The sequence below is a fragment of the Labrys okinawensis genome (genome assembly GCF_002982075.1).
GTDB lineage: Bacteria > Pseudomonadota > Alphaproteobacteria > Rhizobiales > Labraceae > Labrys > Labrys okinawensis_A.
In genome coordinates, this window is sequence record NZ_PUEJ01000014.1 from 149193 (window position 1) to 164715 (window position 15523).

Annotated in this window: 17 protein-coding genes, 2 tRNA genes and 1 pseudogene; 16 read left to right on the forward strand and 4 right to left on the reverse strand. The window is 62.9% G+C overall.

What is annotated here, in order from left to right:
• The first annotated feature begins 76 nt into the window (after positions 1 to 76).
• Complete coding sequence (gene dapA, locus C5L14_RS27910) at positions 77 to 967, forward strand: 4-hydroxy-tetrahydrodipicolinate synthase (protein WP_105865327.1); 891 nt, start codon at positions 77 to 79, stop codon at positions 965 to 967.
• A 135-nt stretch (positions 968 to 1102) separates the two neighbouring features.
• The gene (gene smpB / locus C5L14_RS27915; protein WP_105865328.1) at positions 1103 to 1576 is read left to right on the forward strand and encodes an SsrA-binding protein SmpB; all 474 of its coding nucleotides are present in this window, start codon (positions 1103 to 1105) and stop codon (positions 1574 to 1576) included.
• A 17-nt stretch (positions 1577 to 1593) separates the two neighbouring features.
• Here the strand turns inward: smpB and C5L14_RS27920 are convergent, their stop codons facing one another.
• Together C5L14_RS27920 and C5L14_RS27925 are read right to left on the reverse strand one after the other, a co-directional pair.
• A complete protein-coding gene (locus tag C5L14_RS27920) occupies positions 1594 to 2238 on the reverse strand; it encodes a uracil-DNA glycosylase (protein ID WP_105865329.1) in 645 nt (214 codons plus the stop codon).
• A gap of 221 nt (positions 2239 to 2459) precedes the next feature.
• Positions 2460 to 3128, reverse strand: coding sequence for an NYN domain-containing protein (locus C5L14_RS27925; RefSeq protein ID WP_105865330.1), 669 nt, complete (start codon positions 3126 to 3128; stop codon positions 2460 to 2462).
• Positions 3129 to 3561: 433 nt separating this feature from the next.
• Between C5L14_RS27925 and rpoZ the strand changes: the two genes are divergently transcribed.
• Both rpoZ and C5L14_RS27935 read left to right on the forward strand, forming a co-directional pair.
• A complete protein-coding gene (gene rpoZ, locus C5L14_RS27930; RefSeq protein WP_068287631.1) occupies positions 3562 to 3939 on the forward strand; it encodes a DNA-directed RNA polymerase subunit omega in 378 nt (125 codons plus the stop codon).
• A gap of 179 nt (positions 3940 to 4118) precedes the next feature.
• Positions 4119 to 6311 carry a RelA/SpoT family protein gene (locus C5L14_RS27935; RefSeq protein ID WP_105865331.1) on the forward strand — a complete coding sequence of 731 codons (2193 nt, stop codon included), beginning with the start codon at positions 4119 to 4121 and terminating at the stop codon, positions 6309 to 6311.
• Between the two features lie 115 nt (positions 6312 to 6426).
• Here C5L14_RS27935 and C5L14_RS27940 read toward each other — a convergent pair whose 3' ends face one another.
• Positions 6427 to 6771 (reverse strand): hypothetical protein, encoded by a 345-nt coding sequence (locus tag C5L14_RS27940; protein ID WP_146127039.1) that lies wholly within the window; start codon positions 6769 to 6771, stop codon positions 6427 to 6429.
• Positions 6772 to 7000: 229 nt separating this feature from the next.
• Between C5L14_RS27940 and pyrE the strand changes: the two genes are divergently transcribed.
• The 9 genes and pseudogenes from pyrE to C5L14_RS27985 all read left to right on the forward strand — a co-directional run bounded on the left by pyrE (position 7001) and on the right by C5L14_RS27985 (position 13598).
• A complete protein-coding gene (gene pyrE / locus C5L14_RS27945; protein ID WP_105865354.1) occupies positions 7001 to 7591 on the forward strand; it encodes an orotate phosphoribosyltransferase in 591 nt (196 codons plus the stop codon).
• Between the two features lie 2 nt (positions 7592 to 7593).
• On the forward strand, positions 7594 to 8361 hold the full coding sequence (locus tag C5L14_RS27950; RefSeq protein ID WP_105865333.1) for a pyridoxine 5'-phosphate synthase: 768 nt from the start codon (positions 7594 to 7596) through the stop codon (positions 8359 to 8361).
• Complete coding sequence (acpS, locus tag C5L14_RS27955; protein ID WP_105865334.1) at positions 8358 to 8765, forward strand: holo-ACP synthase; 408 nt, start codon at positions 8358 to 8360, stop codon at positions 8763 to 8765. Before C5L14_RS27950 ends, acpS begins: the two co-directional genes overlap by 4 nt.
• Positions 8766 to 9139: 374 nt before the next feature.
• The gene (gene lepB / locus C5L14_RS27960) at positions 9140 to 9940 is read left to right on the forward strand and encodes a signal peptidase I (protein ID WP_105865335.1); all 801 of its coding nucleotides are present in this window, start codon (positions 9140 to 9142) and stop codon (positions 9938 to 9940) included.
• A gap of 176 nt (positions 9941 to 10116) precedes the next feature.
• A pseudogene (gene lepB / locus C5L14_RS30780) lies at positions 10117 to 10243 on the forward strand (signal peptidase I); the annotation flags it as partial.
• Between the two features lie 61 nt (positions 10244 to 10304).
• Positions 10305 to 11018, forward strand: a complete 714-nt coding sequence (gene rnc / locus C5L14_RS27970; RefSeq protein ID WP_105865336.1) for a ribonuclease III — start codon at positions 10305 to 10307, stop codon at positions 11016 to 11018.
• Positions 11019 to 11273: 255 nt separating this feature from the next.
• Entirely contained in the window at positions 11274 to 12188 is a 915-nt protein-coding gene (gene era, locus C5L14_RS27975; protein WP_105865337.1) for a GTPase Era, read from the forward strand.
• Between the two features lie 77 nt (positions 12189 to 12265).
• Complete coding sequence (recO, locus tag C5L14_RS27980) at positions 12266 to 12997, forward strand: DNA repair protein RecO (protein WP_105865338.1); 732 nt, start codon at positions 12266 to 12268, stop codon at positions 12995 to 12997.
• Between the two features lie 64 nt (positions 12998 to 13061).
• Positions 13062 to 13598 (forward strand): hypothetical protein, encoded by a 537-nt coding sequence (locus C5L14_RS27985; protein ID WP_105865339.1) that lies wholly within the window; start codon positions 13062 to 13064, stop codon positions 13596 to 13598.
• Between the two features lie 54 nt (positions 13599 to 13652).
• Here the strand turns inward: C5L14_RS27985 and C5L14_RS27990 are convergent, their stop codons facing one another.
• On the reverse strand, positions 13653 to 14426 hold the full coding sequence (locus C5L14_RS27990) for a TrmH family RNA methyltransferase (protein ID WP_105865340.1): 774 nt from the start codon (positions 14424 to 14426) through the stop codon (positions 13653 to 13655).
• Between the two features lie 214 nt (positions 14427 to 14640).
• Between C5L14_RS27990 and C5L14_RS27995 the strand changes: the two genes are divergently transcribed.
• The 3 genes from C5L14_RS27995 to C5L14_RS28005 form a co-directional block, all read left to right on the forward strand.
• Positions 14641 to 14725 (forward strand) — tRNA-Tyr (locus C5L14_RS27995).
• Between the two features lie 28 nt (positions 14726 to 14753).
• Positions 14754 to 14827 (forward strand) — tRNA-Gly (locus tag C5L14_RS28000).
• Between the two features lie 139 nt (positions 14828 to 14966).
• On the forward strand, positions 14967 to 15523 hold a 557-nt coding region (locus C5L14_RS28005; protein ID WP_146127041.1), incomplete at its 3' end, for a GTP-binding protein.

Genomic DNA, 15523 nt, shown 5'->3' on the forward strand with positions numbered 1-15523 from the left:
AGTGCGTCGAACCAGAAGTTAGAGCAGAGTGCGTTTTCGCCGAAACGCGCCTTGCCCCAGGGATCGTGGAGTTGAGATGATGTCGAAGGCAAAGTTCAGAGGGTCGCTCACCGCCTTGGTGACGCCGTTCCGCGACGGCGCCATCGATGAGAAAGGTTTTCGTGACCTGATCGACTGGCAGATCGCCGAAGGCACCAGCGGCCTGGTGCCGGTAGGCACCACCGGCGAGAGCCCGACGCTCAGCCACGCCGAGCATCACAGGGCAGTGGAGATCTGCATTTCCCAGGCCAATGGCCGCGTTCCCGTGATTGCCGGTGCCGGTTCCAACAATACCGTCGAGGCCATCGATCTGGCGCGCCATGCCGAAAAGGCCGGGGCGGATGCCGTGCTGGTGGTAACGCCCTATTACAACAAGCCGACGCAGGAAGGACTCTACCAGCACTTCAAGGCTGTCAACGACGCAATCGGCATTCCGATCTTCATCTACAACATCCCGCCGCGTTCGGTGGTCGACATGTCGGTAGAGACGATGAAGCGCCTCTATGAGCTCAAGAACATCGTCGGGGTGAAGGATGCCACCGGCAATCTCGCTCGCGTATCCCAGCAGCGCCAGCAACTCGGGCCGGATTTCATTCAGCTCTCAGGCGAGGACATGACGGCTCTCGCCTTCAATGCAGCCGGTGGCCAGGGCTGCATCTCGGTGGTCTCCAATATCGCGCCGCGGCTGTGTGCGGATTTGCAGGAGGCGACGCTGCGCGGAGATTATGCCTCGGCCCTTGAAATTCAGGACCGCCTGATCCCACTTCATGGTGCGACCTTCCTGGAGCCGGGACTCGCCGGGGCCAAATGCGGCCTGGCCATGCTCGGGCGCCTGAAGGAAGAGGTGCGCCTGCCGCTGGTGCCGGTGACGGACGCGGCGCGTGCCCAGATCCGGCAGGCGATGGTGCATGCCGGACTGCTGAATTGAAACATCGAAGCGGAGGAGGCCGGCCCTCTCCGTCCAAAAGGACGGACTGTGGGCTCGTCCCGGAAAACGCTTCCAAAACAAGAAGGTAGAGCCCATTTTCGAGCATTTCGCTCGAAGGCTCTCTTTGGGTGATACGTGGCGGACAAGAAGGACGGTGCTCGCAAGCTGGTTGCCGACAACCGCAAGGCTCGGTTCAACTATGAGTTGCTCGACACCTTCGAGGCCGGGATCGTGCTGGCCGGTACCGAAGTGAAATCCCTGCGCCTCGGCAAGGCGACGATCGGCGAATCCTATGCCGGGCCTTCCGGCGAGGAACTGCTGCTCTTCAACGCGGACATTCCCGAATATCTCCAGGCCAATCGCTTCAACCATGAGCGTAAGCGTCCACGCAAACTGCTTTTGCACAAACGCCAGATCAACAAGCTGATCGGTGCCGTGCAGCGTGACGGCCTGACCATCGTGCCGACCAAGCTCTATTTCAACGAGCAGGGCAGGGCCAAGATCGAACTCGCGCTCGCCCGCGGCAAGAGCCTCGGCGACAAGCGCGAGACCGAGAAGAAACGGGACTGGCAGCGTGAAAAGGGGCGCCTGCTGCGCGATAAAGGCTGATCGTCCCGAGGATGCGCTCAACGTTCGAGAATGGCGCGGATCGTCTCGAAGACAGCTCGGAACATCGGCGTGGTCAGGCGGCCCGTATTGGTGTTGTAGCGAGAGCAGTGATAGCTGTCGACGAGCGTCAGCTCGCCGATCTGGTGCTGCGCGTGATGGGCAAAGGGAAAGTGGGCGGGCTTGCGGCCGAGGGCCGTGACCACGCTGTCATGCCCGATCTTGCCGAGCGCCAGGACAACCTTGAGGTTTGCCATTTCCTCGATCGTATTGGCCAGGAAGGGGCGGCAGGTGGCGATTTCGCTGCCGGTCGGCTTGTTCTCGGGCGGCACGCAGCGCACGGCATTGGTGATGCGGCAGTCGACGAGTTCGAGGCCGTCATCGGGCCGCTCGTCATAAATGCCGGTGGCAAAGCCGAAATCGCCCAATGTTTCGTAAAGCAGGTCGCCGGCCCAATCGCCCGTAAAAGGCCTTCCTGTGCGGTTGGCGCCCTGGAGCCCCGGCGCTAGTCCAGCGATCAGCAGCCGGGCAGCAGCGGGACCGAAGCTGGGAACCGGCGCGTTGTGCCAATCGGGATGCCTGGCGCGTGCCTGCAGACGGAAGGCGACGAGCCGTTCGCAGAGCGGGCAGTCGCGCCCAGGTTCTTGGAATTGATTGGCGATCATCGATTACTCGAGCAAGGGGCGTGTTGAAGAGAACGCAGCTTGCTCCAGCTCCCTGTTTCCAAGCCAATCCAATGGATTGGCCAGAGCGTCTTTGCGGTTGTTGCCGATTCCGTCAAATCGCAAAACACTCGGGCCCCGGAACGAGACAGCGGCGCTGACGCAGCCGCCCATGCGGGATCTGCCAAGAGAGAAGGCCGAGCGCACGAGGCAATGTTCTTGGCCTACTGATCGTCGGATTGGCCGGTTGGACTCGCCGACATGAAGCCCGGGGTCTGGCCTGCGAAGCCCTGCTGGGGAGGCTGGCGCGTCGGCGCGGGACCGGCCGGGAAACTTCCGCCGGCCTGTCCACGCACCGCACGTTCGGAAGGATCACGGCCAATCTTGCTTTGAAGGGTGACGAGGTCAACGAACTCGTCCGCCTGGCGGCGCAACTCGTCGGCGACCATCGGTGGCTGTGTCGAAATGGTGGAGACCACGGAAACGCGCACTCCCTTGCGCTGCATGGCTTCGACCAGGGAGCGGAAATCACCGTCGCCGGAAAACAGGATCATGTGGGAAATGTGGTCGGCCAATTCCATGGCATCGATAGCGAGCTCGATGTCCATATTGCCCTTCACCTTGCGGCGGCCGGTGGAATCGACGAATTCCTTGGTCGGCTTGGTGACGACGGCGTAGCCATTATAATCCAGCCAGTCGATCAGCGGGCGGATCGACGAATACTCCTGGTCCTCCACCAGGGCGGTATAATAGAACGCTCGCACCAGATAGCCGCGGCTGTGGTACTCCTTGAGCATTTTCCGGTAGTCGATATCAAACCCCAAGCTTTTCGCCGTTGCGTAAAGATTGGCGCCGTCAATAAAGAGAGCGATGCGTTCCTGGGTGTTGTTCATTCTTCTGCCAGTTGAGGTTCGTTCTGCTGATGCTCGGTTTGATCTGAGGCGATTGAAATCGGTCTAAATTACAGTCTAGAATTAATCCCAAGGGCAACATCGAGAAGGGGCTCTCTGTGTAATCCCAGCGGAACGGCAGCAACGGCAAGTTTAGGCCCGATACATTCAGCTTGTGCCTATCGCGGTATAGAATGTCAAGGTTGTCAGCATTGTCGTTAGATTGAGTGTTTTCCAATGAGAGTGTTTACAGGATTATTGCAATATCGAGACGAACAGCCTCGATATATAAGTCGAATGAGGTAGAACTTGCGGTCAATCTCGTCGCCTCGAAGGTGGGAGGATATCACGGATCGGCCTTTTGGGGTTGCACAAACTTGGCTGACGGTGTAGTTGGCGCGCTTGATCCCAAAACACGGTACAGAAAGGCGTCGCCATGGCCCGCGTCACGGTGGAAGATTGCATCGACAAGGTCGAGAACCGCTTCGAGCTGGTTCTGCTGGCCAGCCATCGCGCCCGCATGATCGCTGGCGGTGCGGCGCTGACGGTCGATCGCGATCGTGACAAAAACCCGGTGGTGGCTCTGCGCGAGATCGCGGATGAAACCCTGACCCCGGATGACCTCAAGGAAGACCTGATCCACTCGATGCAGAAATATGTCGAGGTGGACGAGCCCGAATCGGATCCGGCCGCTCTCACCGCCGGCGATTCCGACGACAATGTCGCCTTCGACCGCATGTCGGAAGAAGACCTGCTGCGCGGTCTGGAAGGGCTGGTGCCGCCGGCCAACAACGGCTCGGACGACGAGGAATAAGCTCTCCGCTTCCTCCCAGGCGATTTCAGCGGGCCGGCACCACCGGCCCGCTTTTCTTTTGCGCTGCACCCGTATTGAATAGCGTAATGCTTCGGTTCGACCGAAGCGCGGTAACGAGGTGAGCCGGGCGCGGCAACGCTGCCGGCGGGAGACTGTGAGTGACGGCGCCATTTCGCCTGATGCGGCAATATGAACTCGTGGACAAGGTGCGGGCCTACAACCCGGCCGTGAACGAGGATCTTCTCAACGCCGCCTATGTCTACGCCATGCAAAAGCATGGTGCCCAGTTTCGCGCCTCCGGTGATCCCTATTTTTCCCACCCTCTGCAGGTGGCTTCGCTTCTCACCGATCTCAAGCTCGACGATGCCACCATCGCGGCCGCCCTGCTGCATGACACCATCGAGGACACCGATGCCACGCGCGGCGAGATCGAACGCCGCTTCGGCAAGGAGATTGCCGCGCTCGTCGACGGGCTGACCAAGATCAAGAAGCTCGATCTGGTTTCCAAGGAAGCCAAGCAGGCGGAAAATCTGCGCAAGCTTCTGCTGGCCATCGTCGAGGATGTGCGTGTCCTTCTCGTCAAGCTGGCCGACCGCCTGCACAATATGCGCACCCTCAATTTCATGAGAGCCGAGAAGCGCGCCCGGATTGCCCAGGAGACGCTCGACATCTACGCCCCGCTTGCCGGGCGCATGGGCATGCAGGACATGCGCGAGGAGTTGGAGGACCTCTCCTTCCACGAATTGCAGCCGGCCCATTACGAAACTATCGTCCGCCGCCTTGAAGGCTTGAAACGCCGCAATGGCGCGCTGATTGCGGAGATCGAGAACGATCTGCGCGAGCGGCTGCAGGAGCGCGGCATCGAGGCGACGGTCAAAGGGCGTGAAAAGCGGCCCTATTCGATCTTCAAGAAGACCGAGCAGAAGCAGGTCGCCTTCGAGCAGCTTTCCGATATCTTCGCCTTTCGCGTATTGGTGAACAAGGTGGAGGATTGTTACCGCGCACTCGGCCTCGTTCATACCAAATGGCCGCTCGTGCCGGGCCGCTTCAAGGACTACATCTCCACGCCCAAGCAGAACGACTATCGCTCGCTGCACACCACGGTGATCGGTCCGGGCCATCAGCGCGTCGAATTGCAGATCCGTACCGAGGAGATGCATCGCATCGCCGAGTTCGGCATCGCCGCCCACGCCCTCTACAAGGAGAACAAGGCCGGCGACAGCCTGCGCCTGGAAGGGGAGAGCCGGGCCTTCGCCTGGCTGCGCCGGACCATGGCAATGCTGGCCGAGGGCGACAATCCGGAAGAATTCCTCGAGCACACCAAGCTCGAACTGTTCCAGGACCAGGTGTTCTGCTTTACGCCGAAGGGCAAGCTGATCACCCTGCCGCGCGGTGCCAACGCCATCGATTTCGCCTATGCCGTGCACACCGATGTCGGCAATACGGCGGTGGGCTGCCGCGTCAATGGCCGCACCACCCCCCTGGTCTCCGAACTCTATAATGGCGACGAGGTCGCCATCATCACCGCCAAACAGCAGACACCGCCTGCGGCCTGGGAAACGCTGGTGGTGACCGGGCGGGCGCGGGCCGCCATTCGCCGTGCTACCCGCTCGGCCGTCCGTGCCCAATATGCGGGGCTTGGCCAACGCATCATTGAGCGCGCCTTCGAACGGCTGGAGAAGACCTATAGCCCGGACGCCCTGCAGGGCGCGCTCAAGCGGCTGGCCCGCAAGAGCGTGGACGACGTGCTCACCGCCGTCGGTCGCGGCGAAATGCGGTCGCAGGACGTGGTGCGGGCAGTGTTCCCGGACTTCAAGCTCGAACAGTCGAGCCATGCCGCCGCCGGGCTCGACGAGACCTGGTTCGGCCTGCAGGGTGGCCAAAACCTGCGCTTCAAGCTTCCGGGCGGCGGCGATCCTGCCAAGGCCGCCATTCCCGTACGCGGCCTGATGGGCGATCTGCCGGTACGCTTTGCCGAGGGCGGGGCGGTGCCTGGGGATCGCATCGTGGCCATCCTCACGCCGGGCGAGGCGATCACCATCTATCCGATCCAGTCGCAGGCGCTGGCCGATTTCGAGGACAGGCCAGAGCTCTGGCTGGACGTGCGCTGGGATCTGGAGGCGGCGCGCGCCGAGCGCTATCCCGCCCGGATCCAGGTGGTTTCGATCAACGAACCCGGCACGCTTGCCCAGATCGCCCAGGTGATTGCCGAGACAGACGGCAATATCGACAATCTCGCCATGCAGCGCCGCTCCTTCGACATGACGGAGATGATCATCGATCTCGAGGTCTACGACCTCAAGCACCTGCTCGCCATCATCGACGGCCTGCGTGCCCGCAAGGTCGTGAGCGAGGTGCAGCGCGTCATCTAACGCCGGGAGCGCGGACATCCCGGCGACATGCGTTCATGTCGCGATGGCCGCCTCTTTCTTTCCGATAAGCGGAGAGGCGGACAGGATGTCCGCGCTGCAAGCGCGTGCGACGGCGTCAGCTGCATTGTCCGCCGATGCTGGTCATCCCGATCACCCGACCGAACATCAGGCTGACGAGGACGGCGCAACTGCGATCATAGGCGAGGCCATATCGCGCTAGCATGCGTTTCTGCTCGACCACCGGAAGGGGCGGGGTGTCGCCACGCTGGCGGAAGTCGAGACGATTGCCGAGATAGACCAGGCGGATGGCGCCTCCTTCCTCAGAGCGAAAATCGGGCTTGCCGTAGCGCTCGACGAAAGCCTGTTCCGACGAGCCCATCGAAAAGAGCGGCCGGAGGCCGCCGTCGCCGATCGTGCATCCGGCGAGCAGCAGCGCGAGGCAGAAGATCAATGTTCTCACGGCACTCGCACTCCGTATCTGGGCAACAACGGGAAGTCGGCGGCTAAACCGTGTAGCGATTAGACGAACTCTCCGGAAATCGCAAAGCCGCCTTTGAAGCTCCCGTCAGCCCAAGGGCGGGACACCGGGTCGGCATTTCATGAAATTTTCTCCCTCCGACCGGTGTCGGCCATTGATCTGCACGTCCCGGAAGCGTAGCCCGTACAACCGGAAAAATTAGGAGATGATGATGACGCAGGATGAGGTGCTGGCGGAGTTCCGGGCGGCGGGAGCATTGCTCGAAGGACATTTCATCCTGACATCGGGGCGCCATTCGGCGGTCTATCTGCAGAAGAATCTCGTCTTCATGGATCCCCCGCGCACCGAGCGCCTTTGCCGGGCCCTGGCCGAGCGCATCCGCGCCGCCTACGGGCCCATCGACATGGTGGTGTCGCCGGCCGTGGGCGGCATCGTGCCGGGTTACGAGACCGCGCGCGCCCTCGGCGCCAAGACGGTGTTCGTGGAACGCGAGAACGGCCAGTTCCAGCTTCGGCGCGGCTTCGCCATTCCCAAGGGCGCGCGCGTGGTCATGGTGGAGGACATCATCACCACCGGCCTGTCCTCGCGAGAATGCCTGGCCTCCATTGCCGACCAGCCCGGCGAAATCGTGGGCGCGGCCTGCCTGATCGACCGCTCGGGCGGCAAGGCGGAGCTCGGCAAGCCCCTGGTGGCGCTGGCGACCCTGGACATCCCGACCTTCGAAGCCGACAAGCTGCCCCCCGAACTGGCCGGCCTGCCGGCCGTCAAGCCCGGCAGCCGCGCTCTTGCAGGACAGGCCTGAACATGAGCGAAGCCGTTCTGCCCAGGGCCCTCCGCCTCGGCGTCAATGTCGACCATGTCGCCACGGTGCGCAATGCGCGCGGCGGCCTGTGGCCGGATCCCGTCCGCGCCGCCCATCTGGCGGTCGAGGCTGGCGCAGACGGCATCACCGCCCATCTGCGTGAGGATCGCCGCCATATCCGTGATGCCGACATCCGGCGCATCCGGGCGGAGGTGAAGGCGCCGCTGAATTTCGAGATGGCGGTGACCGACGAGATGCTTGCGATCGCGCTTGATGTGAAGCCCCATGCCGTCTGCCTGGTGCCGGAGAAGCGCGAGGAGCGGACCACCGAGGGCGGGCTGGACGTCAGGTCGGCCGAGGCCAACCTGCGAGCGGCGATCCCGCGGCTCAGGGGAGGCGGCATCCGTGTCTCCCTCTTCGTCGAGCCGGACAGGGCGGTGCTGGAGGCTTGCGCCGCTCTGGGAGCCGATATCGTGGAATTGCATACGGGGACATGGTGCGAAGCCGTCGCCTCGGGCGAGACCGGTCACGCTGCCGCCGAGTTCGAGCGCCTGAAGCTCGGCGCATCCATCGCTGCCGGCCTCGGCCTCGAAGTGCATGCCGGGCACGGGCTTGATTTCGAGACTTCGGAAACCTTGGCTGCGGTGCCCGAATTCGCCGAGTTCAATACCGGGCATTTCCTAATCGGAGAGGCGATTTTCGTCGGGCTCGCCGAGAGCATCCGCACCGTCAAGGCGGCGATGGCGGCTGGCCGGAGCCGTGCCGGATGATTATCGGCATCGGCAGCGATCTCTGCGACATCCGCCGAATCGAGGATGCACTCGCCCGCTTCGGCGAGCGCTTCGAACGGCGTTGCTTCACCGAAGGCGAACGCGCCAAGGCGGCCGGCCGTGCCGACAAGGCCGGTACGCTGGCCAAGCGCTTCGCCGCCAAAGAGGCCTGCTCCAAGGCACTGGGAACCGGCATCAACGGTAGGGCGGGCATTCACTGGCACGATATGGAAATTCTCAATGCCGAGAGCGGCCGGCCCGAATTGCGGCTGAGCGGCGCGGCCTTGCGGTGCCTCGGCGGCATGCTGCCCGAGGCGCATGAGGCCCATCTTCATCTCAGCCTGACCGACGAGCATCCACTGGCGCAGGCTTTCGTGGTGATCGAGGCCCGACTGCGCGCTTGAGTGGAAAGGTGGCGCGCCGCCGTGCAATTGCCGAAATCGTGCTGTTTGTGACGAAGGTCATTCCGGCGAATGATCGATGCCACCGGGCGTTTCGTCAGGCATGGTACGGCGCCAGACGAGGACGGGCCCCGCTCTCATCCGGTGTGTGACATGCCTCACCACGCGCGCGGGCGGCAGGCTCTGTCGTTGCACCCTCAATCCGCAGGGGCTATAGCAGCCGCAACAGAGTTGTTTCGTTACAAAGCTTCCGGAGCTTGCCCCAGGGCCGGCTCCGGAAGCTTTGCGTAATTTCAAGGTTCTCGCGGGATCTTGGATCGGGGCAATGTTTCGAGGCTCCGGTCCCGCCGAGGACCGCCTCCAAAGATGGAAGATCGATGAGCGTGGCCAGCCAACCGAACAAGACGCCCGACACCAGCGGCGCCGCCAAGAAAACGTCGAAAGATGGCGGTATCGGCGAGCTCATCAAGATCATCATTCACGCGCTCATCATCGCGCTGGTGGTCCGCACGGCCCTGTTCCAGCCGTTCAACATTCCGTCCGGCTCGCTGATCCCGACGCTGCTGGTCGGCGATTACGTTATGGTCTCGAAATACAGCTATGGCTGGTCGCGCTACTCCGTGCCGGTGATCTCCAGCATCCTGCCATCGGGCCGCCTGTGGGCGGGCGAGGGGCCCAAGCGCGGCGACATCGCCGTCTTCAAGCTGCCCAAGGACAATTCGACCGATTTCATCAAGCGAGTCATCGGTCTGCCCGGTGACCGCATCCAGATGCGCCAGGGCCGGCTGTTCATCAACGGTACCATGGTTCAGCGCGAGCAGGCCGGCAGCTATCTGGTCAAGGATGAGTTCGGGCGTGACAAGGAAGTGCCGAAATATATCGAGACCCTGCCCAATGGCGTGAAGCACGAGGTCATCGAGATTCAGGGCGATACCGGGTATTACGACAATACCGACGAATATGTCGTGCCGCCGGGCAACTATTTCATGATGGGCGACAATCGCGACAATTCCGATGATTCGCGCGACCTCGCCGCCGTCGGCTATGTGCCGCTCGACAATTTCGTCGGCAAGGGCCAGATCATCTTCTTCTCCGTCGCCGACGATGCCTCGCCGCTCGCCTTCTGGCAGTGGCCGTGGACCGTGCGCGGCAGCCGTTTGTTCTCGCTCATTCGATAATGGCCGATCGGACCACGTCTGACGGGATATTGCGCCGAATTCGGCCACATGCGAGCTGCCACGGCAGGGTGCTGCTCGCCGGCGGTGTTCTGCTGCTCGCCTCTTGCCGCAATTTCTCCGTGCCGAGTGGTTCCAACATTCCGACGCTGCTGGTGGGCGACATCGTGATGGTGTTGCCCAACACCGATGAATATGTCGTCCCGGCCGGCCATTACTTCGTGATGGGCGACAATCGCGACAATTCCGACGATTCGCGTGATCTCGCCGGTGTCGGCTATATTCCGCTCGAGAATTTCGTGGGCAAACCCTGGCGGGTCCTGTTCTCGACAGCCAAGGCACAAATGCGTCTGTTTAAGATCATACAATGAGTTCGAAGAAGAAACCCCCGCTCGAAACACTGGAAGCTGCGCTCGGCCATGTCTTTGCCGATCGTTCTCTTCTGGAGCGGGCGTTGACGCATATCAGTTTCCTCGACGGGCCGGGCCGGCTGGCGAGCTATCAGCGCCTCGAATTTCTGGGTGACCGCGTGCTCGGCCTGGCGGTTGCCGACATGCTCTATCGCGCCTTTCCCGATGACGAGGAAGGCGCCATGTCGCGCCGGCTTTCCGACCTCGTGCGCAAGGAGACCTGCGCCGCGGTTGCCACTGACTGGGGGGTTGGTCCGCATGTCAAGCTCGGTCTGGGCGAGGCTCATTCGGGCGGACGCAAGCGCGTCACCACGCTGGGCGATGTCTGCGAGGCCCTGATCGGCGGCGTCTTCGTGGATGCCGGTTACGACAAGGCGCGTGCCGTGGTCGAGAAGGCCTGGCGCGAACGGCTCCATGCGCCGGTCCGGCCACCGAGCGATGCCAAGACCGCCTTGCAGGAATGGGCCCAGGCCCGTGCCCTGAAGGCTCCGACCTATCGCCTGGTCTCGCGCACCGGGCCCGATCACAATCCACGCTTCGTGATTGCCGTCGATATCGAGACGCTGACCTCGGCCGAAGGCGAAGGCAAGTCGAAGCGCCTGGCCGAGCAGGCCGCCGCTGCTGCCTTCATGGCACGCGAGGGGATCTCCCTGGAGGGGCGCCACGGTTGATCGGGTCGACGGACCGCTCCCTCCAGACGGACCGCTCCCTCCATAAGCCTTGGGCTCGGTCGATCTCCTAGGAAAACCAAGAATAAACCGGCCGCTGCTCGGCCTCGGCCAATCACGCCGTATGTCGGCACGTCAATGTCTGCTAGAGCGAAGTGCGGTTTCTGCGAACCTCACTTTGCTCTAGCTCCATGTTTCGACGCGTCCTTGCGATTTGAAATAATTCCCTCAAATGGCAAAACGCTTTAGAAAGCTGAAATGAACCAGACCTCAAACACCAGATGCGGCTTCGTCGCCCTGATCGGCGCCCCCAACGCCGGAAAATCCACGCTGATGAACGCCATCGTCGGCGCCAAGCTGTCGATCGTCACCCACAAGGTCCAGACGACGCGCGCGATCGTGCGCGGTATCGCCATGACCGGTGACGCGCAGATCATCTTCGTCGACACGCCCGGCATCTTCCAGCCCAAGCGCCGGCTCGACCGGGCCATGGTAACCACCGCCTGGAGCGGCGCGGCCGATGCCGATGCCGTCTGCCTGCTCGTCGACGCCCAGCGCGGGCTCGACGAGGGCAATGAGGCGATCCTGGAAAAGCTCTCCGCCACCAAGCAGAAGCGCATCCTCATCCTCAACAAGATCGATGCGGTGAAGCGCGAGAAACTGCTGGAGCTTGCCCAGGCCGTCAACGCACGGCTGCCTTTCGACGAGACCTTCATGGTGTCGGCGCTGACCGGCAGCGGCGTGGAGGACCTCACCAAGCATCTCGGCTCCATCATACCCGCCGGGCCCTGGCTCTATCCCGAGGACCAGATTTCCGATGCGCCCCTGCGCTCGCTGGCGGCCGAGATCACGCGCGAGAAGCTGTTCCTGCGCCTGCATGACGAACTGCCCTACGAATCGACGGTGGAGACCACGGCCTGGACCTCGATGAAGGACGGTTCGGCCCGTATCGAGCAGACGATCTATGTCACGCGCGAGGGGCACAAGAAGATCGTCATCGGCAAGGGCGGAGAAACCATCAAGGCGATTTCCATGGCGGCCCGCAAGGAAATCGCGGCCATGGCCGAAGCGCCCGTGCATCTGTTCCTGTTCGTGAAGGTGCGCGAAAACTGGTCTGACGATCCCGAGCGCTATCGCGAAATGGGCCTGGAATTCCCGGTGGAGAAGCCCTGAGGCGGGCTCCCTTTATGAGTGTCGGCCAGGAGGCCGACACTCCACGCCATGCGCTCCTTGTTAGGGCGGGCAGTCCGATGGAATGGATCGACAGCGGTTACATATTGGGCGTGCGCCGCCACGGCGAATCCAGCGTGATCCTCGAGGCGATGACCCGGGACCACGGCCGTCATCTCGGCATGGTGCGGGGAGGGCGCTCGCGGACATTGCAGCCGGTGCTGCAGCCCGGCAATGAGGTGCAATTGACCTGGCGTGCCCGGATCGAAGGTCATCTCGGCCATTTCGCCGTCGAAGGGCTGACATTGCACGCCGCCCGCTTCCTCTCCTCCCGGCAGGCCCTGTTCGCCATGACGCATGTGGCGGCACTGGTTCGCCTGCTGCCCGAACGCGATCCGCATCCCGGCCTTCACGAAGCGCTCGGCCACCTCGTCGAGGTGCTGGGAGAGCCCGATTTGGCGCCGGCGCTGATCGCCCGCTTCGAACTCGAGGTCCTGTCGGACCTCGGCTTCGGCCTCGATCTGGCCACCTGCGCCGTTACCGGCCGGCAGGACGACCTCATCTATGTCTCCCCCAAGAGCGGCAGGGCGGTTTGCCGGGAGGCCGGAGCCCCCTGGCATGACCGGTTGTTGCGCTTGCCGGCCTTCCTGCGCGGCGAGGACGGCATGCCCGCGGCTGGCGATATCGCGGATGCCTTGCGGCTGACCCAGTATTTCCTGGAGCGCGATGTCTTTGCGCCGCGCGGCCTTGCCATGCCGGAGGGGCGGCGCGTCCTTCTGGAGAGTCTGGTGACGGGGCAAGAAAAGGGTTAACCAATCCTTATTCCGCCAAAGTCATTGGCTACGAGCGGCGGATGAAGTTTTCGAGGATGATGCCGTGACCATCCGTCCCGTTTCCCTGCTGGCAATTGCGCTCTCTCTTGCCGCCATCCCCCTGACGCAGGCCCAGGCGGGCTGGCGCGACGCTCCCTTTTATGGTGATGGGGGCTGGGGCAGCGAGTTCGAGGCGCCCATGCGCCCTTACCATCCGGGGACTGTTTATCGCGAGGACGAGGGCGGCTACGAGACCCGCAGCTTTTATCCACGCCCCGCCTATCCGCGCCCTTGGGTGAGGGGGCCGGTTTATGAGCCCGATATCGAAGAGCCCTACGACGTCCTGCCGGAGGAGCGCGGACCGGGGATGCGTTCGCTTCGCCCGCCGCGCAACGTCGTCGGAACACCGCAGACCCTGCCGCGCCCGACTCTGCCGAAGCCGCGCAGTGCGGCCTTGTCTGCGCCGAAGAAGATCGATCCGGCGAAGACCCTGCCACCCGCCGCTGCCCCGAAACCGCGCCCGGAGCCGGTCCAGGAGGCGAGAGCGCTGCCGGTACCGCGGCCCAATCTCGAAAGCATGGATTTCGAGCCCGCGAAATAGAAACGCCTCGATGCTTGCGGTTCGCGGTGCCCCGAGGCAAACCGCAGAAAGGTATCAGGCCGGTATTTTGGCCCTCGCCACATAGAGTGCGAGCGCCGCAGCGTTCGAGACGTTCAGGCTCTTGATCGCGCCGGGCATGTCGAGGCGGGCCAGGGCATCGCAGAGCGAGCGTGTGCGCTGACGCAGGCCCTTGCCTTCGGCGCCGAGTACGAGCGCCAGCGGTCCGCCGAACGCCGTGCCCTCCAATGTCGCCGGTCCTTCCGAATCGAGGCCGATTCGCGTCACGCCGCTTTCCCCCATTTCATCCAGCGTATCGCCGAGATTGCGCACGGAGATGACCGGCACATGTTCGAGACCGCCCGAGGCCGATTTGGCCAGCACGCCGGTGGCGGCGGGGGAATGGCGCTCGGTGGTGATGATGGCGGCCACCTTGAAGGCGGCTGCCGAGCGGATGATGGCGCCGACATTGTGGGGATCGGTGATCTGGTCGAGCACCAGCACGATATCCTGGGCGCCGAGTTCCCCGAAGGCGGGGGCGGGCAGAGGGGCCGCTTCCAGGTAGAGCCCCTGGTGAATCGAATCGGGTGTGAGCAGGCGGTCGATGTCGCCCGGTCGGACGGTTTCGGCCTTGATTCGCGTCTCGACCTTCTCGTCGGCGAGCCTTTTCAGGGCATTTTCGGTGGCGAGCAGCCGCTTGAGCTTGCGCTTGGGGTTCTGCAGCGCTTCGCGCACCGGGTGCCAGCCATAGATCACCACGGTGTCGGGCGTTGCTTCGCCGGCATAGCCCCGATGGTGGCCGCGATGGCCCCTGCGGTCCCTGTCCTTCATGTTTTTCTCCGTTCCGGAGACTGCCCATGGCATGCCCGGCGTGCCAAAAAAAGCCCCGTCGGTAATTAAGTGCAAAAACTCGTCGTCAATCTTCGCCTTTTGGGTTGACAGGCACCGATCCCCTCACCATAACGGCGCCCTCTGAACGAAGCGGTCGCGCCACTTGGCCGCTTCGATTTCGCAGCGGCTTCACAGCGTTGCGGAAGGACGTTTTGGAGGGGTGCCCGAGTGGTTAAAGGGGACGGACTGTAAATCCGTTGGCTCAGCCTACGTTGGTTCGAATCCAACCCCCTCCACCAAACGTCCAAAGAACCCTGTGTTTGGTTTGCGGGTGTAGCTCAATGGTAGAGCAGCAGCCTTCCAAGCTGAATACGAGGGTTCGATTCCCTTCACCCGCTCCATTCCCTTCCGGTCGGATTTCGGGCCACCCAAACCTCGCGCTCCATTCTCTTCTTGCGCGTCGGCGCAAAAACCCCTATCGAGCCGCCCGATATTTCGCACCGGCGAAATACCCAATCCTCCAATGCTGGAAACGGGGCTATGGCCAAAGAGAAATTTGAACGCACGAAGCCGCACTGCAACATCGGCACGATTGGTCACGTTGACCATGGCAAGACGTCGCTGACGGCGGCGATCACGAAGGTTCTTGCCGAGACGGGCGGTGCGACGTTCACGGCGTATGACCAGATCGACAAGGCTCCGGAAGAGAAGGCTCGTGGCATCACGATCTCGACGGCGCATGTGGAGTACGAGACGAAGAACCGTCACTATGCGCATGTGGACTGCCCCGGCCACGCCGACTATGTGAAGAACATGATCACGGGCGCGGCGCAGATGGACGGCGCGATCCTGGTTGTTTCGGCGGCTGACGGCCCGATGCCGCAGACGCGCGAGCACATCCTTCTGGCGCGCCAGGTCGGCGTTCCGGCGCTGGTGGTGTTCCTGAACAAGGTCGACATGGTCGACGATCCGGAGCTTCTGGAGCTGGTCGAGCTGGAGGTTCGCGAGCTTCTGTCGAAGTACGAGTTCCCCGGCGACGACATTCCGATCACCAAGGGTTCTGCGCTGATGGCGCTGGAGAACAAGTCTCCGGAGAT

Bases quoted from the DNA above. Each gene is read 5' to 3' on its own strand.
- C5L14_RS27925 (WP_105865330.1), bottom strand. From the start codon at position 3,128: ATGAACAACACCCAGGAACGCATCGCTCTCTTTATTGACGGCGCCAAT.
- acpS (WP_105865334.1), top strand. From the start codon at position 8,358: ATGATTATCGGCATCGGCAGCGATCTCTGCGACATCCGCCGAATCGAG.
- rnc (WP_105865336.1), top strand. From the start codon at position 10,305: ATGAGTTCGAAGAAGAAACCCCCGCTCGAAACACTGGAAGCTGCGCTC.
- C5L14_RS27935 (WP_105865331.1), top strand. From the start codon at position 4,119: ATGCGGCAATATGAACTCGTGGACAAGGTGCGGGCCTACAACCCGGCC.
- recO (WP_105865338.1), top strand. From the start codon at position 12,266: ATGGAATGGATCGACAGCGGTTACATATTGGGCGTGCGCCGCCACGGC.
- C5L14_RS27990 (WP_105865340.1), bottom strand. From the start codon at position 14,426: ATGAAGGACAGGGACCGCAGGGGCCATCGCGGCCACCATCGGGGCTAT.
- C5L14_RS27950 (WP_105865333.1), top strand. From the start codon at position 7,594: ATGAGCGAAGCCGTTCTGCCCAGGGCCCTCCGCCTCGGCGTCAATGTC.
- lepB (WP_105865335.1), top strand. From the start codon at position 9,140: ATGAGCGTGGCCAGCCAACCGAACAAGACGCCCGACACCAGCGGCGCC.
- C5L14_RS27920 (WP_105865329.1), bottom strand. From the start codon at position 2,238: ATGATCGCCAATCAATTCCAAGAACCTGGGCGCGACTGCCCGCTCTGC.
- rpoZ (WP_068287631.1), top strand. From the start codon at position 3,562: ATGGCCCGCGTCACGGTGGAAGATTGCATCGACAAGGTCGAGAACCGC.
- era (WP_105865337.1), top strand. From the start codon at position 11,274: ATGAACCAGACCTCAAACACCAGATGCGGCTTCGTCGCCCTGATCGGC.
- dapA (WP_105865327.1), top strand. From the start codon at position 77: ATGATGTCGAAGGCAAAGTTCAGAGGGTCGCTCACCGCCTTGGTGACG.
- pyrE (WP_105865354.1), top strand. From the start codon at position 7,001: ATGACGCAGGATGAGGTGCTGGCGGAGTTCCGGGCGGCGGGAGCATTG.